20 protein-coding genes and 1 pseudogene are annotated in these 20,905 nt (G+C 73.7%); 14 read left to right on the top strand and 7 right to left on the bottom strand.

All coding sequences use genetic code 11. The features are described 5' to 3' along the window. Position 1: 1 nt before the first annotated feature. The gene (locus tag ACFUUZ_RS14160) at positions 2-409 is read right to left on the bottom strand and encodes a RidA family protein (RefSeq protein WP_378696028.1); all 408 of its coding nucleotides are present in this window, start codon (positions 407-409) and stop codon (positions 2-4) included. A 64-nt stretch (positions 410-473) separates the two neighbouring features. Between ACFUUZ_RS14160 and ACFUUZ_RS14155 the strand changes: the two genes are divergently transcribed. Continuing rightward, positions 474-1,106, top strand: a complete 633-nt coding sequence (locus tag ACFUUZ_RS14155; protein WP_378696026.1) for a TetR/AcrR family transcriptional regulator — start codon at positions 474-476, stop codon at positions 1,104-1,106. A gap of 31 nt (positions 1,107-1,137) precedes the next feature. Then, positions 1,138-1,899: a 3-oxoacyl-ACP reductase FabG gene (gene fabG / locus ACFUUZ_RS14150; protein ID WP_378696024.1), complete on the top strand. Its 762-nt coding sequence runs from the start codon at positions 1,138-1,140 to the stop codon at positions 1,897-1,899. 4 nt (positions 1,900-1,903) lie between these two features. Here fabG and ACFUUZ_RS14145 read toward each other — a convergent pair whose 3' ends face one another. After that, positions 1,904-3,190 (bottom strand): NtaA/DmoA family FMN-dependent monooxygenase, encoded by a 1,287-nt coding sequence (locus tag ACFUUZ_RS14145; protein WP_378696022.1) that lies wholly within the window; start codon positions 3,188-3,190, stop codon positions 1,904-1,906. Positions 3,191-3,308: 118 nt separating this feature from the next. Here ACFUUZ_RS14145 and ACFUUZ_RS14140 point away from each other — a divergent pair, with 118 nt between their 5' ends. From ACFUUZ_RS14140 to ACFUUZ_RS14105, 8 genes are all read left to right on the top strand, one after another. After that, entirely contained in the window at positions 3,309-4,457 is a 1,149-nt protein-coding gene (locus ACFUUZ_RS14140) for a DUF3089 domain-containing protein (protein WP_378696020.1), read from the top strand. 55 nt (positions 4,458-4,512) lie between these two features. Next, positions 4,513-5,772, top strand: a complete 1,260-nt coding sequence (locus tag ACFUUZ_RS14135; protein WP_378696018.1) for an acyl-CoA dehydrogenase family protein — start codon at positions 4,513-4,515, stop codon at positions 5,770-5,772. Continuing rightward, a complete protein-coding gene (locus tag ACFUUZ_RS14130; RefSeq protein ID WP_378696016.1) occupies positions 5,769-6,518 on the top strand; it encodes an SDR family oxidoreductase in 750 nt (249 codons plus the stop codon). The genes ACFUUZ_RS14135 and ACFUUZ_RS14130 overlap by 4 nt, the downstream gene beginning before the upstream one ends. Before the next feature lie 42 nt (positions 6,519-6,560). Then, on the top strand, positions 6,561-8,114 hold the full coding sequence (locus tag ACFUUZ_RS14125; protein WP_378696014.1) for a protein kinase: 1,554 nt from the start codon (positions 6,561-6,563) through the stop codon (positions 8,112-8,114). A gap of 41 nt (positions 8,115-8,155) precedes the next feature. After that, complete coding sequence (locus ACFUUZ_RS14120; protein WP_378696012.1) at positions 8,156-8,302, top strand: hypothetical protein; 147 nt, start codon at positions 8,156-8,158, stop codon at positions 8,300-8,302. Between the two features lie 36 nt (positions 8,303-8,338). Continuing rightward, positions 8,339-9,316 carry an NAD-dependent epimerase/dehydratase family protein gene (locus ACFUUZ_RS14115; RefSeq protein WP_378696010.1) on the top strand — a complete coding sequence of 326 codons (978 nt, stop codon included), beginning with the start codon at positions 8,339-8,341 and terminating at the stop codon, positions 9,314-9,316. A 70-nt stretch (positions 9,317-9,386) separates the two neighbouring features. After that, positions 9,387-9,743: a PadR family transcriptional regulator gene (locus ACFUUZ_RS14110; protein ID WP_378696008.1), complete on the top strand. Its 357-nt coding sequence runs from the start codon at positions 9,387-9,389 to the stop codon at positions 9,741-9,743. After that, positions 9,740-11,086: a permease prefix domain 1-containing protein gene (locus ACFUUZ_RS14105; RefSeq protein WP_378696006.1), complete on the top strand. Its 1,347-nt coding sequence runs from the start codon at positions 9,740-9,742 to the stop codon at positions 11,084-11,086. The genes ACFUUZ_RS14110 and ACFUUZ_RS14105 overlap by 4 nt, the downstream gene beginning before the upstream one ends. Positions 11,087-11,125: 39 nt before the next feature. Here the strand turns inward: ACFUUZ_RS14105 and ACFUUZ_RS14100 are convergent, their stop codons facing one another. Next, positions 11,126-12,493, bottom strand: coding sequence for an NtaA/DmoA family FMN-dependent monooxygenase (locus ACFUUZ_RS14100; protein WP_378696004.1), 1,368 nt, complete (start codon positions 12,491-12,493; stop codon positions 11,126-11,128). An 11-nt stretch (positions 12,494-12,504) separates the two neighbouring features. Then, entirely contained in the window at positions 12,505-13,719 is a 1,215-nt protein-coding gene (locus ACFUUZ_RS14095; RefSeq protein WP_378696002.1) for an LLM class flavin-dependent oxidoreductase, read from the bottom strand. Positions 13,720-13,960: 241 nt separating this feature from the next. Between ACFUUZ_RS14095 and ACFUUZ_RS14090 the strand changes: the two genes are divergently transcribed. Next, entirely contained in the window at positions 13,961-14,671 is a 711-nt protein-coding gene (locus ACFUUZ_RS14090) for a GNAT family N-acetyltransferase (RefSeq protein WP_378696000.1), read from the top strand. Positions 14,672-14,679: 8 nt separating this feature from the next. Here ACFUUZ_RS14090 and ACFUUZ_RS14085 read toward each other — a convergent pair whose 3' ends face one another. Both ACFUUZ_RS14085 and ACFUUZ_RS14080 read right to left on the bottom strand, forming a co-directional pair. Then, positions 14,680-15,432 (bottom strand): 2-phosphosulfolactate phosphatase, encoded by a 753-nt coding sequence (locus ACFUUZ_RS14085; protein WP_378695998.1) that lies wholly within the window; start codon positions 15,430-15,432, stop codon positions 14,680-14,682. After that, complete coding sequence (locus tag ACFUUZ_RS14080) at positions 15,429-15,875, bottom strand: hypothetical protein (RefSeq protein ID WP_378695996.1); 447 nt, start codon at positions 15,873-15,875, stop codon at positions 15,429-15,431. The genes ACFUUZ_RS14085 and ACFUUZ_RS14080 overlap by 4 nt, the downstream gene beginning before the upstream one ends. Before the next feature lie 39 nt (positions 15,876-15,914). Between ACFUUZ_RS14080 and ACFUUZ_RS14075 the strand changes: the two genes are divergently transcribed. Both ACFUUZ_RS14075 and ACFUUZ_RS14070 read left to right on the top strand, forming a co-directional pair. After that, on the top strand, positions 15,915-16,577 hold the full coding sequence (locus ACFUUZ_RS14075) for a lysophospholipid acyltransferase family protein (RefSeq protein WP_378695994.1): 663 nt from the start codon (positions 15,915-15,917) through the stop codon (positions 16,575-16,577). Between the two features lie 78 nt (positions 16,578-16,655). Further along, positions 16,656-18,830: a molybdopterin-dependent oxidoreductase gene (locus tag ACFUUZ_RS14070; RefSeq protein WP_378696082.1), complete on the top strand. Its 2,175-nt coding sequence runs from the start codon at positions 16,656-16,658 to the stop codon at positions 18,828-18,830. On the opposite strand, the pseudogene ACFUUZ_RS14065 reads toward ACFUUZ_RS14070, so the two are convergent. Beyond that, positions 18,815-19,557: pseudogene (locus ACFUUZ_RS14065) on the bottom strand (amidohydrolase family protein). The gene ACFUUZ_RS14070 and the pseudogene ACFUUZ_RS14065 sit on opposite strands and share 16 nt — an antisense overlap. 204 nt (positions 19,558-19,761) lie before the next feature. Between ACFUUZ_RS14065 and ACFUUZ_RS14060 the strand changes: the two are divergent. Continuing rightward, a complete protein-coding gene (locus ACFUUZ_RS14060; RefSeq protein ID WP_378695992.1) occupies positions 19,762-20,895 on the top strand; it encodes a phosphotransferase family protein in 1,134 nt (377 codons plus the stop codon). Positions 20,896-20,905: the final 10 nt, after the last annotated feature.

Here is a 20,905-nt window from a genome sequence, read left to right as displayed (position 1 = left end):
CTCAGTCCAGAACCGCGATCGCCTCGACCTCGATCATGAGGTCCGGCTCGGCCAGCGCGACCACCGGAATCAGCGTGATCGGTTTGGTCGGGTCCACCCCCAGCTTGGCGGCGACCCGCGCCGCCCCCTCGCCGAGCAGCGGGAACTTCTCCGGCGACCAGTCGACGACGTAGAGCGTCAGCTTGGCGACGTCGTCGAAGGTGCCGCCCGCGTCGGCCACCGCGGTGGCGACGTTCAGGTACGCCTGCTCCACCTGGGCCGCGAAATCACCGGCGCCGACCGGGTTTCCCTCGGCATCCCGCGCCACCTGCCCGGCCAGGAAGACGAAGCGGCTGCCGGTGGCGATAGCGGACTGCCGGTAGACCTCCGGCTTGGGCAGGCCGTCGGGGTTGCGCAGTTCCACGGTCATGGCTGACTCCTTCGAATGGGGATCGGATCGCCCTTACAATAACGCCGTTATGTATTCTGTGTCCATGGCACGGACGAAGAATCCGCGGACGCGGGCACTGCTGGTGGAGCGGGCGGCGCAGATGCTGGCCCGGCGTGAGCCGATCACGCTGCGCGCCCTGGTCGCGGGCACCGAGGTCTCGACCATGGCGGTCTACACCTACTTCGACGGGATCGACGGGCTGTGGCGCGCGGTGCGCCAGGAGGGGTTCACCCGGCTCGCCGCCGAACTCGCCACCGTCGCGGTGACCGCCGACCCGGTCCGCGACCTCACCGCGCTCGGGGCGGGGTATCTCGCCAATGCCGTGGCGAATCCGGACCTGTACCGGGTGATGTTCGACGCCACCGCCGAGCTGGAGGACGCGGCGGCCGCCGACGCCTCGCTCGGCCTGCTGGTCGCCGCGGTCGCCAGGGCCGTCGGCGCGGGTCGCTTCGCGCCGGAGACCGATCCAGCGGTCACCGCGCTCCGGGTCTGGGTGATCGGCCACGGGCTGGCGAGCCTGGTCGCCACCGGCCCGCTGCCCGCCGAGACGCTCGCGCACGGCGAACCGATGCTGGTGGCGCTGTTCGTCGCGGCGGGCGACGAACCGGAGCGCTGCGCCCGCTCGGTGGCGCGCGGCTGGCACCAGGAGCCGGGGCCGCGACCCGATCGAGTATGAATCGATCAGTACACCCGACGAGAGGACCGACATGACCAGCACCGCACCCCGCACGGCGATCGTCACCGGAGCCGCGCGCGGCATCGGCGCCGCCACCGCGCGCCGCCTGGCCGCCGACGGCCTCGCGGTCGCCGTCTTCGACCTCGACGAGGCGGCGAGCGCGGCGTCGGCGGAGCAGATCGCCGCGGCGGGCGGGAAGGCCATCGGGCTCGCGGTCGACGTGGCCGACGAGGAGGCGGTGGCGGCCGGGGTGAGCCGCGTCGCCGAGGAACTGGGCGCGCCCACCGTGCTGGTCAACAATGCCGGGATCCTGCGCGACAACCTGCTGTTCAAGATGACCGCGGGCGACTGGGACGCGGTCATGAACGTGCACTTGCGCGGTGCCTTCCTGATGAGCCGCGCCACCCAGAAGTACATGACCGAGGCGAAGTTCGGCCGGATCGTGAACCTCTCCAGCACCTCCGCGCTCGGCAACCGCGGCCAGGCCAACTACTCGGCGGCCAAGGCGGGGCTGCAGGGCTTCACCAAGACGCTCGCCATCGAGCTCGGCAAGTTCGGCGTCACGGTGAACGCCATCGCGCCCGGTTTCATCGCCACCGACATGACCGCGGCCACCGCCGAGCGGGTCGGGGTGACCTTCGAGCAGTTCACCGAGGCCGTGGTCGGGCAGATCCCGGTGGGCCGGGCGGGGCAGCCGGAGGACATCGCGCACACCGCGTCGTTCCTGGTGAGCGAGGGCGCGGGGTTCGTCTCCGGCCAGGTGATCTACGTGGCGGGCGGCCCGACGGACTGACCGGTCACGGCAGCGGCGGCAGCTCCAGGTTCTCCCGGAAGGTGCCGCCGACGTAGTCCTCGCCGACAATGCCGCGCTTGCGCAGCAGCGGCAGCAGCCCGTCGAGGACGTACTCGCGGCCGCGCGGGTCGGCGAGCCCGCCCAGGGTGACGAGGTCGAGCACGCCCGCGTCGTAGCGCTCGGCGATGGCGTCGGCGATCTGCTCGACGGTGCCGGTCTCGGCCCAGTGCCCGGTGTCCTTGGCGGCGACGATGAGCTCGCGCAGGGTCTTGCCGGAGCGGGCGAGGCGGGTGAAGATCTCCACCCGGCCGCGGCGGCGGTTGACCGAGGCCAGGTCGGGCAGCAGCGACTCCGGGAGCGGGCGGTCCAGGGGCAGCTCGGAGAGGTCGATGCCGCCGCCGAGCATGTCCTCCAGGCCGCGGCGGCCCGCCTCCAGGTCGGTGTTCCCGTCGCGCTCGGCGGCGATCCTGCGGGCCTCGGATTCGGTGCCGCCGTAGGTGGCGTGCAGCGAGCTGAAGATCAGCGGCAGCCCGGCGGGACGGCCGAGTTCGGCGGCGCGGGAACGGATCCGCTGCGTATAGGCGAGCGCGTCGTCGAGGGTGGCGAGCGAGGTGAAGACCACCTCGGCGAAGCGCGCGCCGAGCTCGACGCCGCCCGCGGACTGGCCCGCCTGGAACTGCACCGGCCTGCGCTGCGGCAGCGTCGGGATGTTCAGCGGGCCGCGCACCGAGAAGTACGGGCCGGTGTGCTCGATCGGGCGCACCAGCGCGGGGTCGAGGACTGCGCCGCCCGCGCCGTCCCGCGTGAGCGCGCCGGGGGCCCAGCTGTCGAAGAGCGCGTTGGTCACCGCCAGCACCTCGGTGGCGCGGGCGTAGCGCTCCTCCGGGGTTGGCAGCTCCTTGTCGCCGTAGTTCTCCTCGCCGAGCGATGAGGTGACCGCGTTCCAGGCGGCGCGGCCGTTGCTGACGTGGTCGAGCGTGCCGAAGAGCCGGGCCAGGTTGTACGGGTGGTGGAAGGTGGTGGTGACGGTGGCAATCAGCCCGGCGCGCCGCGTGACCCCGGCCAGCGCGGCCAGGAAGATCAGCGGCTCCTGCGCGCCGATGGCGCCCTGCGCGCCGAAGGAGAGCAGGTCGGCGGCGAAGAGCGCGTCGATCCGGTGCTCCTCGGCGAGCCGGGCGATCTCGACCGCGGTGTCCAGGGTGGAGCGGGCCGGGTCGACGGCGGCGGCGTAGACGTCCGCCCCTCCGCTCACTCCGGTCACGGTCTTGAGGGGGCGGCGCGCACGGACCATGACAGCCGACGCTACGAGCCGCCCGCGCGCCGGGCACCGTTTGCGCTCAGCGCGATTCGTACCGGCCCCCGCGCCGGGGGCGCGCGTCGTACAGTGGGCGCGATCGAAGGAGGTTCCGGTGGCACCTGTCTCCCGGGTCGGCCCGCGGCGCGGGGTGACGACGCTGCTTGCGCTGCTGCTCGCGCTGGTCGCCGCCGCGGCCGGGGCGGTGGCGATGCCCGAGCAACCCGACGAGGTGCGCTGGCTCTGCCGCCCCGACCTGCCCGCCGACCCGTGCCGCGGCGACCTCGGCACCACCGTCTACGGCGCCGGGCAGCCACCGGAGGTGGTCCGGCCCGCGGCGGCCGAGCGCGCGGTCGACTGCTTCTACGTCTACCCGACCGTCTCCACCGAGCTCGCCTACTCGGCGAGCCGGGAGATCACGCCGCCGCTGCAGTTCATCGCGGAGCAGCAGGCCCAGCGCTTCTCCGAGGTCTGCGACGTCTACGCCCCGGTCTACCGGCAGCGCACGCTGCTCGCGCTGCGCTCCCCCGGCTCGCCCGAGCAGGCGCGGGCCGCGGCCGAGCTCGCCTTCGCCGACGTGGCGCGCGCCTGGGAGCAGTACCTGGCCAACGACAACCGCGGCCGCGGCATCGTGCTGATCGGGCACTCGCAGGGGACGCGGATGCTCCGGCAGCTCATCCGCGAACGGATCGAGCCGGACCCGGCGGTGAACGCGCGGCTGGTCTCGGCGGTGCTGGCGGGCGGCAATGTGGTGGTGCCGCGCGGCGCCGACGTCGGCGGCGACTTCCGCACCGTGCCGCTGTGCCGGGAGCGCGCGCAGACGCACTGCGTGCTGGCCTGGTCGATCTTCGGCGCGGAGCCGCCCGCCGACGCGCGCTACGGGACCACCCCGACCACACCGGAGGCCACGCCGCGGCCGTACGGCCCCGGCTACGAGGTGGCCTGCGTGAACCCCGCCGCGCCGGGCAGCACCGAGCAGGTCCCGCTGCACACGCTGCTGCGCACCGGGGCCGCGCCGCAGGCGCTGAACGTCGTCCTGCCCACCCCGGCGACGCCATGGCTGCGGCCCGCGCAGCGCTACCGCGGGCAGTGCGCGCACATCGGCACCGCGCACGTGCTGCTGGCCGAGCCGGAGCCGGGCGCCCCGCCGCTCCCCCCGGTCCCCGACCCCGGCTGGGGGCTGCACGTCGTCGACCTGACGCTCCCGCTCGGCGACGCCGTCGCGACGGTGGCCGCCCAGATCGGGGCCTACCAGCGGCGCTGAAAGCGACGGCGGCGATCTTATCGATCAGCGATCAATAGTGGGTTAGGGTCGGGCCATGGACTTCCGGCCCTCCGACCGCGCCGCCGAGCTCACCGCTCGGGCCCGCGCCTTCCTGGACACCGAGATCGAGCCGGTGGAGGCGCGATACCACCACGAGGTGGCCGCGCTCCGCGAATCCGGCGGCGACCCGTGGCAGCCGCTGCCGATCCTGGCCGAGCTGCAGGCCAAGGCGCGCGCGGAGGGGTTGTGGAACCTCTTCCTGCCCGCGGGGCACGGCGACGCCTACGCCGAGCGGTTCGGCACCGCGGGCGGCGCCGGGCTGAGCAATATCGACTACGCGCCGATCGCCGAGGTCACCGGCCGCTCCTTCCTGGCGCCGTACGTCTTCAACTGCAACGCCCCGGACACCGGCAACATGGAGGTGCTGCTCAAGTACGGCGACGAGGCGCAGCGCGAGCAGTGGCTGGAGCCGCTGCTGGAGGGCCGGATCCGCAGCGCCTTCTGCATGACCGAGCCGGACGTGGCCTCCTCGGACGCCACCACCATGGAGCTGAGCGCCGTGGTCGACGGCGACGAGGTGGTGATCAACGGCCGCAAGTGGTGGTCCACCGGCGTCGGCCACCCGGACTGCACGGTGCTGATCGTCATGGGGCTCACCGACCCGGAGGCCGAGCGGCACCGCAGGCACTCCATGGTGCTGGTGCCGCGCGACGCGCCGGGCGTGAAGGTGGAGCGGATGCTCTCCACCATGGGGCTGCAGGACGAGCCGTTCGGCCACGGCGAGGTGAGCTTCACCGACGTCAGGGTGCCGCTGTCGAACGTGATCGCCGGGCCGGGGCGCGCCTTCGAGATCGCCCAGGGCAGGCTCGGGCCGGGCCGGGTGCACCACTGCATGCGGTCGATCGGGCTGGCCGAGAAGGCGTTGGAGCTGGCCTGCGAGCGCGGGCTGTCGCGGGTCGCGTTCGGCAAGCCGCTGGTGAACCTCGGCGGCAACCGGGAGCGGATCGCGGAGGCCAGGATCGCCATCGACTCCACCCGGCTGCTGGTGCTGAACACCGCGTGGAAGCTGGACGAGGGCGGGCCGCTGAACGCGCTCAGCGAGGTCAGCCAGATCAAGGTGGCGGCGCCCGCCATGGCGCAGCAGGTGATCGACTTCGCCATCCAGCTGCACGGCGGCGGCGGGCTCTCCGCCGACTTCCCGCTCGCCGCGGCCTGGGTCGGCGCCCGCGCGCTGCGCCTCGCCGACGGGCCGGACGAGGTGCACAAGGGCGTGATCGCGCGGATCGAGCTGGGCAAGCACGGGGCGAAGCGATGAGCCGCGGGGTCATCCTGATCACCGGCGCCAGCTCCGGGCTCGGCGCCGAGATGGCGCGGCAGTTCGCGGCGCGCGGCTACGACCTCGCGCTCACCGCGCGCCGCACCGAGCGGCTGGACCAGCTGGCGGGCGAGATCGCCGCCATCCACCCCGGCACCAGGGTCGAGGTGCGCACCCTCGACGTCACCGACTACGACGCCGTCCCCGCGGTCTTCGCCGACATCGCGCAGGCGTTCGGCAGGCTGGACCGGGTGATCGTGAACGCCGGGCTCGGCAAGGGCGCCCCGCTCGGCACCGGCCGCGCCGACGCCAACCGGGAGACCGCGCTGACCAACTTCGTCGGCGCGCTGGCGCAGATGGAGGCCGCGCTGGAGATCTTCCGGGCCGCGGGCGGCGGCCACCTGGTGGTGATCTCCTCCATCTCCGGGCTGCGCGGCATGCGCAAGACGCTCACCACCTACGCCGCCACCAAGGCCGGGCTGGCGCACCTGGCCGAGGGGGTGCGCTCGGAACGGATTCCCGGGGTCAGGGTCTCGACCATCTACCCCGGTTACATCCGCTCCGAGATGAACGAGCACGTCGCGCAGAACACGCCGTTCATGGTGGACACCGAGACCGGGGTGAAGGCCATCGTGGCCGCCGTCGAGAAGGAGAAGGCGGAGGCGTACGTGCCGCCGTGGCCGTGGATCCCGCTCGGCTACGCGCTGCGCGGGCTGCCGCTGTCGGTGGTGCGCAGGCTGACCTGATTTCGGCTTCCGGCGTGCGCCGGTTCGTGGTACGAGTACGGGATGGAGGGGACGCCGTTCGGCCGGTACCGGCTGCTGGATCTGCTCGGGGCGGGCGGCATGGGCCGGGTGTACCGGGCGCACGACACCGGCACCGACCGGACCGTCGCGCTCAAGGTGCTGCCCGAGCAGTTCGCCGCCGACGCCGGGTTCCGGGAGCGGTTCCGCCGGGAGGCGCACGCGGCGGCCCGGCTCACCGACCCGCACGTCATCCCGATCCACGACTACGGCGAGATCGACGGGCAGCTCTTCCTGGACATGCGGCTGGTCGAGGGCACCGACCTCGGAGCGATCATCGACGCCGGGCCGCTCCCCGCCGCCGATGCCGTGCACTGCGTCGAGCAGGTGGCGCAGGCGCTCGACGCGGCGCACCGGGCCGGGCTGCTGCACCGCGACGTCAAGCCCTCGAACATCATCGTCACCCCGACCGGCTTCGCCTACCTCATCGACTTCGGCATCGCCAAGGACCTCGCCGCCACCGGCATCACCAGCACCGGCGCGACCGTCGGCACCTTCGCCTACATGGCGCCGGAGCGGCTCGGGGCGGGCGCGGTGGACGGGCGGGCGGACGTGTACGCGCTCGGCTGCGTACTGCACAAAGCGCTGACCGGGGAGCTGCCCTTCCCCGGGGAGAACATCCAGCAGCAGATCGTGGCGCACCTGAGCGCACCGCCGCCCGCGCCGTCGCAGGTCCGGGCCGGAGTGCCCGCCGGACTGGATGCCATCGTGCGGCGCGGAATGGCGAAGCAGCCGGACGAGCGGTACCCGACCGCGGGGTCGCTCGCGGCCGCGGCGCGGGCGGCGGTGGACGCGGTGGGGGCCGGGTACCGGTCCGGAACGGCGCCGACGGTGCTCGGGCCGGGGAGCCCGCCGGACCGGGCGGCGCGAACCGCGCCGACCGACATCGGTACCGGCTCCGGCACCGCACCGAACGAGGGGTTCCGGGCCGCGCCGACGGTGGCGGGTCCCGGTCCGGCCGCACCGCCGAACCGGGGGGCGCCGACCGCGGATCCGACGGGCAGGCGCCGATGGCTGCTCATCGGCGCGTCGGTGGCGCTCCCGGTCCTGGTGCTCGCGGTGGCCGCGATGCTCGTCCTGCGCCCGGACCGCGCCGACTCCGCGGGGTCGGCGACCACCACCAGCCCGGCCGCCGTCACCGGCCCCGCCACGAGCACCGGCACCGCCACGCCCGGCACCGCCGACCTCTCCCCGACCGCGGCCCCGGTCGTCACCGCCCAGCTCCCCGCGGCCGAGGACACGATGGCGAGCTTCGTCCTCGCCCACTACGCCGACCTCCCCGGCGACCCCGGCGCGAGCTGGACCCGCTTCACCCCCGCCTACCAGCGCACCGTCGGCCGGGCCGCGCACACCGAGTTCTGGGCAGGCATCGAGGCGCTCGCGGTCGAGATCACGAATGTGGACGCGGCCCGCAACCGCGTCTCCCTCGAGCTGACCCTGACCGGCACGGACGGCACCGTCCGCCGCGAGGGCCGGGTCCTCACCCTGGAGCCGACCGGCGGCTCCTACCTGATCGCCGCCGCGGAGCGAATCAGCTGACATCGCGCGTGATTCGCGCGTCGAATGGGTAGCCCGGTTCCGTGACCGAACCCGGAAACACCACAGCGCCCGATCTCGGCGAGCACACCGACACCACCCACCCCGACGACCACACCCCGGAGCAGCGCGAAGTCCCGGAGAACGAGGACGTGAACGAGGACGCGGGCGCCGTCGAGCCCCCTGACTGACCGTTTCGCCGGTGCGGGCGCGGGCATCCCGGCCCCATGGGAATCACCGTCGCCGTCACCGGTCCGACCGGTGAAATCGGCATCTCCGCCGTCACCGCACTCGAGCAGGACCCCGCCGTCGACCGGGTGATCGGCATGGCCCGGCGCCCGTTCGACCCGGCCGAGCACGGCTGGGCCAGGACCGAGTACCGGCGCGGCGACATCCTGGACCGCGCCGCGGTCGACGCTCTGGTCGCCGACGCCGACGTGGTGATCCACCTGGCCTTCGTCATCATGGGCTCGCGCGCGGAGAGCGCGCGGGTCAATCTGGAGGGCACCAGGAACGTCTTCGAAGCGACGGTGGCCGCGGGCCGCCCGCGCCGCCTGGTCTACACCTCCTCGGTCGCCGCCTACGGCTACCACCCGGAGAACCCCTCCCCGATCACCGAGGACGTACCGCCGAACGGCTCGCCCGAGCACTACTACTCCGAGCAGAAGGCCGCCTGCGAGCGGGCGCTGCTGGAGATCACCGCCAACTCCGGCCTCGAGGTGTACGTGCTCCGACCGTGCATCGTGGCCGGGCCGAAGGCGCCCGCGCTGCACGACCTGCCGTGGGAGAAGGTGCCAGGCCCGGTCCGCGCGCTCATGCGCTCGTCCGCGCTGCTGAAGCCGGTCATCCCGGACCCGGGGCACCCGCTGCAGCTGGTGCACCACGACGACGTCGCCGCCGCGATCGCCCTGGCCGCCACCACCTCCGGCGCCCCCGGCCCGTACAACATCGCCGGTGACGGCACCTTGAGCCTGTCCGACGTGGCGGCCGCGCTCGGCGGCCGCCCGATCCGGGTCCCCGCCGCCACCGCCACCGTCGCCTCCGCCGCGCTGGCCCGCCTCCCCTTCGTCCCCGCCACCCTGGAGTGGCTGCACATCGTGCGCACGCCGGTCGTCATGGACACCGCCCGCGCCAAGCGGGAGCTCGGCTGGCAGCCCGCCTACACCGCCGCGGAGACCCTCGCCGCCCTCGCCGCCGCCCGCTGATCGCCGTCCCCCATACCTAGAGCTGCTAGGCTTCTCCTCGATACCTAGCAGAACTAGGCATAGGGGTGCCATGTATATCGACAAGGACCTGGTGGCGGCGTCGGCGACGCCGCTGGTGCTCGGCATTCTGGCGGACGGCGAGTCCTACGGCTACGCGATCCTGAAGCGGGTCAGGGAGCTCTCCGGCGGGCGCATGCAGTGGACCGACGGCATGCTCTACCCGCTACTGCACCGCCTGGAGCGCTCCGGCTACGTAGCGGCCAGCTGGGGCAGTTCGGAGACGGGGCGCAAGCGCAAGCACTACGCCATCACCCCGGCCGGGCACGAGGCGCTGGCGCAGCGGCGCAGCCAGTGGGCGGTGGTCGCCGACGCGCTGGACCAGGTGTGGCGCGGCCTGCCCCCGGTGACCGCGGGCAGCCCCGCGTGAGCGACGTGGCACTGGAGGCGCAGATCGGGCAGTGGCGCGGCTACGTCGTGCGGCACCGGGTGATCTCGGCCCAGGACGCCGACGAGATGGAGGACCACCTGCGCGCCCAGATCACCGAGCTGACCGAGGCCGGGCTGGCGGCGGACGAGGCGTTCCTGGTCGCGGTGAAGCGCATGGGCCGGGTGGACGACATCTCCCGCGAGTTCGCCAGGGAACACTCCGACCGGCTGTGGAAGCAGCTGGTGCTGCCGCCCGTCCCGGAGCGCACCGGCGGCCGCAAGCCCGACCTGGAGCTGCTGGTTGTCCTGGCGCTCGGGCTCGGCGCCGGGCTGACACTGGAGCTCGCGCGGCTCCTCGAACTGGACGACAGCCTGGTGGCGCGCAATATCGGGCTCTTCACACTCCCCTTCCTCGCGGCCTACTTCGCCTGGAAGCGGCGGATGCCGCTGCGCGCGGCGGCGCTGCTGCCGGTGCCGTTCGCGCTGGCCGGGATCCTGCTCAACGTCTACCCGTTCGCCGAGGACGGCGATGTCGAGGTCGTCGTCATCGTGCACGCCCCGATCGTGCTGTGGCTCGCGGTGGGGTGGGCCTACATCGGCGGCGAGTGGCGCTCGGACCGGCGCCGCATGGATTTCGTGCGCTTCACCGGCGAGTGGGTGGTGTACCTGACGCTGCTCGGGCTCGGCGGCGGCATCCTCACCGGGCTCACCGTCGGCGCCTTCGACGCGGTCGGGCTGAACGCCGAGGACTTCGTGGCCCGGTGGGCGCTGCCGATCGGCGCGGGCGTCGGGCTGGTGGTGGCGGCCTGGCTGGTCGAGGCCAAGCAGAGCGTGGTGGAGAACATCGCGCCGGTGCTGACCCGCGTCTTCACGCCGCTCACCATCGTCATGCTGCTCGCGCTGCTGGTGGCGCTGGCGGCGAGCGGCAGCGTCACCGATGTCGACCGCGGCCTGCTCATCATGATGGACGCCATCCTGATCCTGGTGCTCGGGCTGGTCCTCTACGCCATCTCCGCCCGCGACCCACTGCGCCCGCCGGACCTCTTCGACCACCTGCAGCTCCTGCTGATCGCCCTGGCGCTCGCCGTCGACCTGCTCATGCTGGCGGCCATGCTCAGCCGGATCGCCGAGTTCGGCGCGACCGCCAACAAGACCGCGGCGCTCGGCATGAACCTGGTGCTGCTGGTCAACCTGGCCGGTGCGGCGTACCTGGCGGTCGGCTTCCTGCGCCGCAGGCGCGGCTTCGCCGACATCGAGCGCTGGCAGACCAATTACCTGCCGGTCTTCGGGGTCTGGGCGGCGGTGGTGCTCGCGGTCTGGCCCCCGCTGTTCGACTTCGCCTGAACCGGGGCGGGCGGTCCGGCACCGCCCGCCCCGGATTCCTCAGGCGTCCGCGGCGACCCGGTTGGCGTTGCGCACGTCGGGCAGCCCGAGGTTGTCGCGCAGCGTCGTCCCGCTGTACTCGGTGCGCAGCGCGCCGCGCTCCTGCAGCAGCGGCACCACCCGGTCGACGAACTCGTCCAGCCCGGTCGGCACCAGGTGCGAGCCGAGGATGAAGCCGTCCGAGCCGTCGTTCTGCACGAAGTCGTCGATCTGCCGCGCCACCTGCTCCGGGGTGCCGACCAGCGGGCCGCGCTCGAACTGGTCGATGACGACCTCGCGCAGCGTCAGCTTCTTCGCCTCGGCCACCTCGCGCAGCTTCCGCACAGTGGCGAAGCGGTCCTGGTGCACGAAGGCGCGGCCCTGGATGATCGGCGGCGCCTCCGGGTCGGGCTCGATGTCGGGCACCGGGCCCTCCGGGTCGAAGGCGGAGAGGTCGCGGTTCCAGATCTGCTCCAGCAGGATGAGCGCGGTCTGGCCGGTGACCTGCTGGTTGCGCACGTCGTGGTACTTCTCGATCGCCTCGGCCTCGGTGTCGCCGAGCACGAAACTCGCCGAGGGCAGGATCTTGATATCCCCCGGCTGCCTGCCCGCACCCACCGCACGCGCCTTGATGTCGCGGTAGAAGTCGGCCGCCTCCGGCAGCTTGCCGTAGGGCGAGAAGATGGCATCGGCATTGGCCGCGGCGAAGTCCCGGCCCTGCGGCGAGACCCCGGCCTGCAGCAGCACCGGCCTGCCCTGCGGGCTGCGCGGGACGGTGAACCGGCCCTCGATGTCGAACTGCTGCCCGCGGATGGCGAAGGCGCCCGCGTCCGGGCGGGCCAGGTACTGCCCCGACCCCTTGTCCGCCACGATGTCGTCGGCGGCCCACGAATCCCACAGCGCGCGCACGGCGTGCACCGTCTCCTCGGCGCGCACGTAGCGGTCGTCCCGGTGCAGGAAGCCGCCGCGCCGGAAGTTCTGCCCGGTGAAAGCGTCGAACGAGGTGACCACGTTCCAGGCGGCCCGGCCGCCGGAGAGGTGGTCCAGGCTGGCGAACTGCCTGGCCAGCTCGTAGGGCTCGTTGAAGGTGGCGTTGATGGTGCCCGCCAGCCCGAGGTGCTCGGTGACGGCGGCGATCGAGGCCAGCACGGTGAAGGTGTCCGGGCGGCCGATGACGTCCTGGTCGAAGATCTGCCCGGCGCGCTCGCGCAGGATCAGCCCCTCGGCGAGGAAGAAGAAGTCGAACTTCCCGCGCTCGGCGGTGCGCGCGGTGTGCTCGAAGCTGGAGAAGTCGATCTGGCTGCCCGCCCGGGGATCCCACCACGCGGTGTGGTGGTTGACCCCGCCCAGGTAGGCGCCGAGGATGACCTGCTTGCGGTTGCTGCTCATGGTGGCCTCGCTCAGGCGGTCGCGTAGCGGTTGGGGACGGTGGTCGGCAGGTCGAGCACGGCGCGCAGGCCGCCGTCCGGGTAGCCGGTGCGGAAGGCGCCGCGGTGCTGCAGCGCGGGGACCACGCCCGCGGTGATGGCGGCGAGGTCGTCCACGGCGACGCCGGGACGCAGCCGGAAGCCGGCCAACCCCCGACCGCCCCAGTCGGTGAGCAGCTCGGCGAGCTCGTCCGCGCTGCCGGTGAAGACGGCGGCGTCCGAGCGGTATTCGGCGCCCGCGAGCTCGTTCAGCCGGGCCAGCCGCGCGGCGCCGGACTCCGCCGCGGTGTCGAGGAAGACCACGAGGTCGGCGAGGACCCGCAGCGGCTCGCCGGTCCGCCCGACCCGCTCGGCGGCCGCGGCGACCTGCGCCACGACCGGCGCGGGGCCGCGCTCGCGGCCCGGGGTGACGAAGACCAGGTCGGCGGAGCGGGCGGCGAACTCGTAGGGCAGCGCGGCGTGCGCCAGCGCGGTCACCACCGGCTGGCCCTGCGGCGGGCGCGGCGTGATGGAGGGGCCGCGGACCGCGAAGAAGCGGCCCTCGAAGTCGATGCGGTGCAGCTTGTCCCGGTCGATGAAGCGGCGGTTCGGCACGTCGCGGATCTCCGCGTCGTCCTCCCAGGAGTCCCAGAGCCTGCGCACCACCTCGACCGCGTCGGCGGCCTCGTCGAAGAGCTCGGGGACGTGCGCCGGGTAGGTGCCAGTGGCGAGCGCCTCGGCGTGCTCGGCGGCGGTGAGGTCGCGGATCTCCCTGCGGCCGAAGTGCTTCGCCTCCGCGCCGGTGGCGGAGACCCTGGCCTGCCAGCCCGCCCGCCCCCGGGAGGTGAAGTCCAGGGTGGCCAGCGCCTTGGAGACGTGGAACGGCTCGGTGTGCGTGACCGTGACGGTCGGGACCAGCCCGATGTGGCGGGTCAGCGGGGCCACCCTGGCGGCGATCAGGTGCGCGTCGATGCGGGCCCGCACCTGGTCGGCGGAGCCGCGGACGTCGTCGTGCCACTCCCCCGGCGTCCGCAGGCTGTCCTCGATGGTGACGAAGTCGAGCAGCCCCGCCTCGGCGGTGGTGACCAGGTCGGTCCAGTATCCGGGGGTGAAGAGCTCGGCGGGCCGGGAGTTCGGTTCCCGCCATGCGGCCGGGTGCCACCCGGCGCCGTCGAGCGCGACGCCGAGGTGAAGGGGTTTCGGTGCCATCGTCTCCCGTTTCTGTGCGTGGGCAATCGGCCCGTGCAACGCGCCGCCCGCGCCCCGCGGCGGCCGCCGATCGGGGGCGAGAACCGGACCTCGCACGTCGCCGGGGGTGTCAACGATTCGGATCAGCTCGAGCGCGCGGGAACAGGGCCGGGGATGGAATTGCGGTGAGCGCAACCCGTGCTCCGGGTCGTGCGCCTCGCTAACGTCCGAGGCCGGGACACCGTCGTGGGAGGAGCGTGCGTTGACCATCGACACGGCCATCGAACCGGAGATCGCGCTGCACCCGCTGGACGACCCGGTGCGGTCCTCGCTGCGCGGCGCGCACCGCCGCTTCGCCACCTGGACCGGGCGGATCGCCCGCTACCACCCCGACGTCGCCCGGTTCGTCGGCCACCCGCCGGTCCTGGACGAGCGGGACTGGCTCGACCTCGGCACCGTGCTCGGCCCCGGCGGCAGCACCGGGCTGCGCGGCGAGGGCCACGTGCTCCCCGCGGGCTGGACCGTGCTGCGCGAGTTCGCCTCGGTGCAGCTCGACGGCTCCGCCATGCGCACCGCCCACGACCCGGACCTGGTGAGGCTCACCGCCGCCGACGTGCCGGAGATCCTCGGGCTCATCGCCCGCACCGAGCCGGGCCCGTTCGCCCCGCGCACCGTCGAGATGGGCACCTACCTCGGCATCCGGGTGCGCGGGCGGCTGGTCGCCATGGCGGGCGAGCGCATGCACCCGACCGGGTGGACCGAGATCAGCGCGGTCTGCACGGATGCGGAGTTCCGCGGGCGGGGGTACGCCTCGCGGCTGGTGCGGGCGGTCGGCGCGCTGGTCATGCAGCGCGGCGAGCTGCCGTTCCTGCACGCCGTCGCGCACAACCACACCGCCATCAGCCTGTACGAGACGCTGGGGTTCACGCTGCGCAAGCGGTCGAAGGTGACGCTGGTGCAGGCGCCGGGGTAGCGGCCGCCCTATCGGGAGCCGGGACCGTGACCGGCGACCGACCGGAACCGCTCCCCGTCCAGCACCGGCACCGCCGAACTCCGCCCCACCTCGCCCGCGATCGCCACGTCCTCCGGAAACCCCGCGGCGATCAGCTCGCGCCCGGACGCGCACTCCCGCAGCGCCGCCGGAAGCCGCTCCGCCACCGCCCGCCAGGCCTGCACCGCCATCACCGCCTCTGGCGAGAACCCCTCCTGATCGGGCAGATTCGCGAGCACCGCCCCGGCACCCCACAGATCCTCGACCGCGGGCCGCAGCGACCCGTCCGGCCAGCGCTCCCCCGCCGCCACCACCGCGACGGTCCGCCCCGCGCCGACCCAGGCGGCGACCGCGGCGGCATTGCGCAGCGAGGCGCCGACGCACAGCGAGCCCGCCGCGGCCAGCCGGTGCGCGATCGTCGACCCGTTGGGCGAGGGCAGTACCAGCCGCGCGAACGGCTCGGCGCGGCGAATGGTGCCCGGCGAGAGGCTCACCTGCCCCGGCCGCGCCACCCGGCGGCCGACCGCGGCGACGGCACCCCGCTCGGCGGCGTACCCGGCGACCTCCTCGTGGCCCCACCGGTACGGGAACACCTCGATCCCGCGGTCGGCGGCGACCGAGAGCGTGGTGGTGAAGGAGAGGACGTCGACCACGACGGTCACCTCGGCACGCACCGCCTCGGCGCCGACGGCCCCCCAGTCGAAGCGGACCCGGTGATCCCCCTGCCGATGCTCGGGATTCACCGCGGCAGCAGCGAACGGAGGTGGCTTTCCCAGTCCTTGGGCTCGCGCACCCACCACGCCACGCTGTCCCCCGCCACGGCGACCCGCAGCAGGTCCCGGCGCACCGACTTGCCGTTGTGCGAGCGCACGATCTCGATCCCGGTGACCGCGGCGAGCGGGATCTCCAGCGGCTCGGCCGCGCCCGCGCGCCGGAACCACAGCCGCTGCGCGGTCAGCACCAGCGCGCCGTTGCCGCGAATCTGCCTGCCGCCCCTCGACTCCCAGCCGAAGAAGTTCGCCATGGGATCGCTGCGCAGCACCTCGCCCGGCGCGAAGGCGGCCGCGACGGCGTTCGCCGACGACTGCTGCACCCGCTTGGTGACGAGGACGACGGTCAGCGCGATCACACCGCCGACCACCCCGACGATGACAATGATCAGGAGTACGAGCAACAGGATCGTCACGGCCGCAGCCTAACCGGCGCGGGCGCGGGAGGAGCGGATATGACGCGCGACGAGGGGCGGCGCCCGGTCGGGCTCGGGCTGCGGGCCTGGGTCACCACGAAACTCGTGCGCCGGGTGCTGCGGTTCCTGGCCTGGTCCCGCATCGTCCGGGTGACGGTGATCAATCGCGAGGCGGTGCCCGCGCACGGTGCGGTGCTGGTGGCGAGCAACCACGTCTCCATGCTGGACGCGGTCTTCCTCTGGGGCGCGCTGCGCCGCCGCGCCATGGCGGTGGCGATGGCCGAGCTGTGGACCTGGCCGGTGGTCGGGGTCCTGGTTCGCAGGCTCGGCCACATCCCGGTGGTCCGCCGCGACCCCGAGTCCGGCCGCCGCGCCCTCGACCAGGCCGAGTGGGTGCTGCGCCACGGCGGCGTGCTGATCATCTACCCGGAGGGCCGCTGCGTGCGCCCCGGCGAGGTCGAGCCGTACAAGCCTGGCGTCGCCAAGCTCGCGCTGGCCACCGGCGTGCCGATCGTCCCGGTCGGCACCGTCGGCACGAACGACGTGCTGCCGCTGCGCGGCGCCGACGGCAAGGGCCGCTTCGACCGCACCCGCCCGGTCACCATCCGCTTCGGCGCCCCCATCGACCCGGCGGACTTCGACTCCCCGGAGGCGCTCCTGACCCACCTGCGCGAGCGCGTCGAGGAGCTGCGCCGCCACTGAGCACCCTCGACAGACGCCGGGTTCCCTCGTACCGTGCTGAGAATAAAGTTCTTCTCAGGAGAGAATGTGGACGATCCGATCCCACGGACGCACTACACCTACTGCCGCTACTGCCCGGCGGCCTGCGGCTTGAAGGTCACCGTCGAGGACAACCGGGTGCTGACCGTCTTCCCGGACAAGCGGAACCCGCACAGCTGGCGCGACTTCTGCGCCAAGGGCCGCACCGCGGGCAGGCTGGTCGAGCACCCGCGCCGGATCACCGCGCCCATGCGGCGGGTCGGCGACCGCTACGTCGAGACCTCATGGGCGGAGGCGCTCGCCGATATCGCGGCCCGGATGACCGCGGCGGTCGAGCGCGGCGGCCCGGACGCGGTCGGCGCCTACTACGGCAACCCGGCGGGCTTCTCCGCCGCGAACCTGGTGTTCATGAACGCCTGGCTGGACGGAATCGGCACCGGAAACCGGTACGCCGTCGGCTCGGTGGACCAGAACGCGGTGCACGTGGTCGCCGAGGCGCTCTACGGCTCGCCGATCATGGTCCCGACCTCCGATATCGACCGGTGCGAGTACTTCCTGCTGGTCGGCGCGAACCCGGCGGTGAGCGCGTGGAACTGGCTGGAGTCGGCGCCCGGCGGCTGGCGGCGCGCCCTGGAACGGCAGCGCGCGGGGGCGCGGATCGTGGTGGTCGACCCGCTGCGCACGGAGAGCGCCGACCGGGCCGATCTGCACCTGGCGGTGCGGCCGGGGCAGGACTGGGCGCTGCTGCTCGCCCTGGTCGCGGTCATCCTCGGCGAGGGCCTCGAGCACCGCGGCGACTGCGCCGACCTGGTCACCGGAGTGCCCGAACTCCGCGCCCTGGCCGCCGCGGCCGACATCGACGACCTGGCCGCCCGCTGCGACATCCCCGCCCCGCAGCTCCGCACGGTGGCCCGCGATTTCGCCACCGCCCCCGCCGCCATGGCGGTCACCCGCACCGGGACCGCCCTGCACACCTCGGGCACCGTCGCCGAGTGGCTCGGCCACGTGCTCAACCTGATCACCGGCCGGATGGACCGGCCGGGCGGCAGGCGCTTCGAGCCCGGCGTGCTGGACGCGCTGCGCGTCACCGCGCTCGCCCCGGTAGCGCAGCACCGCAGCCGGGTCGCCGGACGGCTCCCGGTCGCGGGCGCGCACGCACTGAGCGAGCTGCCCGCCGAGATCACCACGCCCGGACCCGGGCAGCTCAGGGCACTCGTGCTGAACTGCGGCAACCCGGTGGTCTCCGGCCCGGACGGCGCCGCGCTCGACGCGGCGCTCGCCGAGCTGGAGCTACTCGTCGCGATCGACGTGGTGCAGCGCGAGAGCCACCGGCACGCGCACTGGCTGCTGCCCGCCACGCACTGGCTGGAGCGCGCCGACCTGCTCGCGCTCACCAGCGGCATGCACGACGAGCCGTTCGTGCACTACGGCCGCGCGGTGCTGCGCCCGCCACCGCAGGTCCGCGAGGAGTGGCGGATCTTCCTCGATCTGGCGCTGGCCATGAACGTTCCGCTCTTCGGGGTGCGCGGCCTCAACCGCTTCGTCCGGGCGACCCGGTGGCTGGCCGCGCGCACCGGCCGCCCCGGGGTCGCCTTCGGCGCGCACTGGGTGGACCGGGCCATGGTCGCGGGCGCGCGCCGGGTCGGCGGGCGCAGGCCGCGCTGGCGGGAGATCGCCGCCGCCCCGCACGGCCTGGTCCTCGGCCCGCGCGAGTACGGCCACTTCCGCGCCGCGCTGCGCACCCCGGACAAGCGGGTGCGGATCGCGCCGCCGGAGTTCATCGCCCGCGCCCGCGAGCTGCTCGCCGAGCCGCACCCGACCGCGCCACCGGGCTACCCGTTCCAGCTCGGCAACCGGCGGCGCAGGCACTCCATGAACTCCTGGCTCAACGAGCTGCCCGGGCTGCACCCCGGCGGCAAGCGCAACGACGCGCTGCTGCACCCCGACGACGCCGCCGCGCTCGGCATCGCCGCGGGCGACCTGGTCCGGGTCAGCTCCCGCACCGGCGCCGTCGAGCTGCGGGCCGCGATCGGCGACCGTCCGCGCCGCGGCACGGTCGTGATCGACCACGGCTGGGGCTCCCGCGTCTTCGACCCGCGCGGCGGCGCCGAACCCGAGGTGCACGGCGTCAACCGCAACCTGCTCGCCGACGCCGCCGACCTCGACCCGCTCTCCCAGACCTCGGCGCTGAACGCGGTCTTCGTCGCCGTCGAGCGGATTCAGCCGAGCCGGTAGAAGGCGGCGGCGTTACCCCACAGCACGGCCTCCGCGTGCTCCCCCGCCACCTCGGCGACCAGCTCCAGATCGGCGTCGGCGAACGGCCTTTCAGCCCGGGTGGAGGGCAGGTCGGTGCCGGTGATCAGCGCGGACGGGTCGACCTCGAGGACCGCCCGCATCGCCGCGGCGGGCTCCAGCCGCACCCGCCCGAATCCGGTCGCCTTCACCTTCACCCCGCGCGCCACCAGCCGCAGCAGCTCCGGCAACCCGTCCGCGTGCAGCCCGAGGTGGTCGATGCTCACCGCGGGCAGCGCCGCGATCGTCCCCGCCAACTCCGGCAGCTCCCTGGCGTCGATGTAGAGCTCCGCATGCCACCCCGCCACCTCGTGCACCCGCCGCGCCAGCCGATCCAGCTCCCCCAGCGCCGCCGACCCCCCGCGCCGCACATTGAACCGCACCGCCGCACCCCCGCCGCGGCCAACTCCGCGATCTCCGCGTCCGTCACCTCCGCCGGAACCTGCGTCACCCCCACGAACCCCGCCCCCAGCTCGGCCAGCGCCGCCCGCAGATACCCCTGGTCGAACCCCTGGAACGACCCGGACACCACCGCCCCACCCGCGACCTCGAGCCCCGCCACCCGCTCCCGATACCGGGCCGCCGTGAACTCGGGCGGCAGGTAGCCGTCGTTCTCGATCAGCGGGAAGCGCGGATCGATGATGTGCAGGTGGGCGTCGAAGATCCGCATCCGCCCACCCTAGGCCGCATGCGCTAGCACGGTGTCCGGCCCACCGGACCGCTCCCAATCCCGCACCGACCCTGTCGCTTCCCGACAGCGCTCGATCGCGCACCACCACACCCGCCGCCGGAAGTCGTTAGGATTCCTCGAGAGTTGTACGCACGGAGACGAGACAGGACAGACGTGACGATTCCGACCCCGGTCGCGACGGCTATGAGTATCGGTATGGGGGTGCGCGAGGCGTTGCGCGCCGGGTTCGACCGGAGCGTCGGTCTCGGCGCGAGCATCCCGCTGAAGGCCGAGCGGCTGCGGCCGCGGCGGTTGGAGCAGGCGATGGGGCTGCCGGCGGGCAGCATCACCGCCATCCGGGTGCTGGACGAGCACTCGGGCACCGCGGCGCGGGCCCGGATCGCGGTGGAGAGCACCGCGGACATTCCCGAGCACCTGTTCCTGAAGCTGCCGCCGCAGAACTACCTGCAGCACGTGATGATGAACGTGTTCGGCATGGGCATCAAGGAGACCATCGCCTACCGGGCGCTCGGTGACGAGCCGCCGGTGCGGGTTCCGCGCTGCTACGCGGCCGAGGTGAGCGGGTTCCGCAAGCGTTCGCTGCTGGTGCTGGAGGACCTCTCCGAGGTGGCGCGGTTCCGCACCGTGCTCGACTCGATCAGCGACACCGAGGCCGAGGCGCTGGTCGACGCCTTCGCCGACCTGCACGCCACCTTCTGGGGCACCGACCGGTTCCGGACCGACCTCGCACCGCTGGCCGAGCGGACCACCGCCTCGAACCAGCTGGCGAACCTGATCCGGCGCCGCTTCCTGGAGAAGATCGACGGCCACGCCGCCGACCTGATCCCGGCCGAGATGCAGGCCCAGTGCCGCATCTTCTACGAGCGCGCCCCCGAGATCGACGCCTTCTGGGCGTCGGTGCCGCAGACCCTCATGCACGGCGACCCGCACCTGGGCAACCTGTACTTCACCGACGCGGGCCCCGGCTTCCTGGACTGGCAGATCGCGACCGCGGGCCCCGGCATCAGGGACGTCGCCTACAGCCTCACCGCCTCGGTCGAGCCGGAGCTGCTGCGCAAGATCGAGCGCGGCCTGGTCGAGCGGTACGCGGCGCGGCTGGACGCGGCGGGCATCGAGGTCGACGGCGACCGCACGTGGACGCTCTACCGCGCCGCCACCACCGAGTTCTACCTGAACGCGGTCTGCACCGCGGAGGCCAGCGACCGGATGCAGCCGCTGGAGGTCTCGGCGGTCGGCGTGCAGCGCGCGGTCGCCGGGGTCGCGGCGCACGACGGGTTCGGGCTGCTCACCGAGCTGATCGAGGCGCGGCGGAGCTGAACGGCCGATC

This window comes from Nocardia sp. NPDC057353 (genome assembly GCF_042667085.1).
In the GTDB taxonomy this organism is placed as follows: Bacteria; Actinomycetota; Actinomycetes; order Mycobacteriales; family Mycobacteriaceae; genus Nocardia.
Note: the sequence above shows the minus strand (reverse complement) of the source record. Positions and strands in the feature narration are given on the sequence as shown.

What these genes read in the sequence shown, in the direction of transcription:
- ACFUUZ_RS14135 (WP_378696018.1), top strand. Translation starts at nt 4,513, where the DNA reads ATGGACTTCCGGCCCTCCGACCGCGCCGCCGAGCTCACCGCTCGGGCC.
- ACFUUZ_RS14145 (WP_378696022.1), bottom strand. Translation starts at nt 3,190, where the DNA reads ATGGTCCGTGCGCGCCGCCCCCTCAAGACCGTGACCGGAGTGAGCGGA.
- ACFUUZ_RS14060 (WP_378695992.1), top strand. Translation starts at nt 19,762, where the DNA reads ATGAGTATCGGTATGGGGGTGCGCGAGGCGTTGCGCGCCGGGTTCGAC.
- ACFUUZ_RS14130 (WP_378696016.1), top strand. Translation starts at nt 5,769, where the DNA reads ATGAGCCGCGGGGTCATCCTGATCACCGGCGCCAGCTCCGGGCTCGGC.
- ACFUUZ_RS14155 (WP_378696026.1), top strand. Translation starts at nt 474, where the DNA reads ATGGCACGGACGAAGAATCCGCGGACGCGGGCACTGCTGGTGGAGCGG.
- ACFUUZ_RS14115 (WP_378696010.1), top strand. Translation starts at nt 8,339, where the DNA reads ATGGGAATCACCGTCGCCGTCACCGGTCCGACCGGTGAAATCGGCATC.
- ACFUUZ_RS14100 (WP_378696004.1), bottom strand. Translation starts at nt 12,493, where the DNA reads ATGAGCAGCAACCGCAAGCAGGTCATCCTCGGCGCCTACCTGGGCGGG.
- ACFUUZ_RS14160 (WP_378696028.1), bottom strand. Translation starts at nt 409, where the DNA reads ATGACCGTGGAACTGCGCAACCCCGACGGCCTGCCCAAGCCGGAGGTC.
- ACFUUZ_RS14095 (WP_378696002.1), bottom strand. Translation starts at nt 13,719, where the DNA reads ATGGCACCGAAACCCCTTCACCTCGGCGTCGCGCTCGACGGCGCCGGG.
- ACFUUZ_RS14110 (WP_378696008.1), top strand. Translation starts at nt 9,387, where the DNA reads ATGTATATCGACAAGGACCTGGTGGCGGCGTCGGCGACGCCGCTGGTG.
- ACFUUZ_RS14125 (WP_378696014.1), top strand. Translation starts at nt 6,561, where the DNA reads ATGGAGGGGACGCCGTTCGGCCGGTACCGGCTGCTGGATCTGCTCGGG.
- fabG (WP_378696024.1), top strand. Translation starts at nt 1,138, where the DNA reads ATGACCAGCACCGCACCCCGCACGGCGATCGTCACCGGAGCCGCGCGC.
- ACFUUZ_RS14075 (WP_378695994.1), top strand. Translation starts at nt 15,915, where the DNA reads ATGACGCGCGACGAGGGGCGGCGCCCGGTCGGGCTCGGGCTGCGGGCC.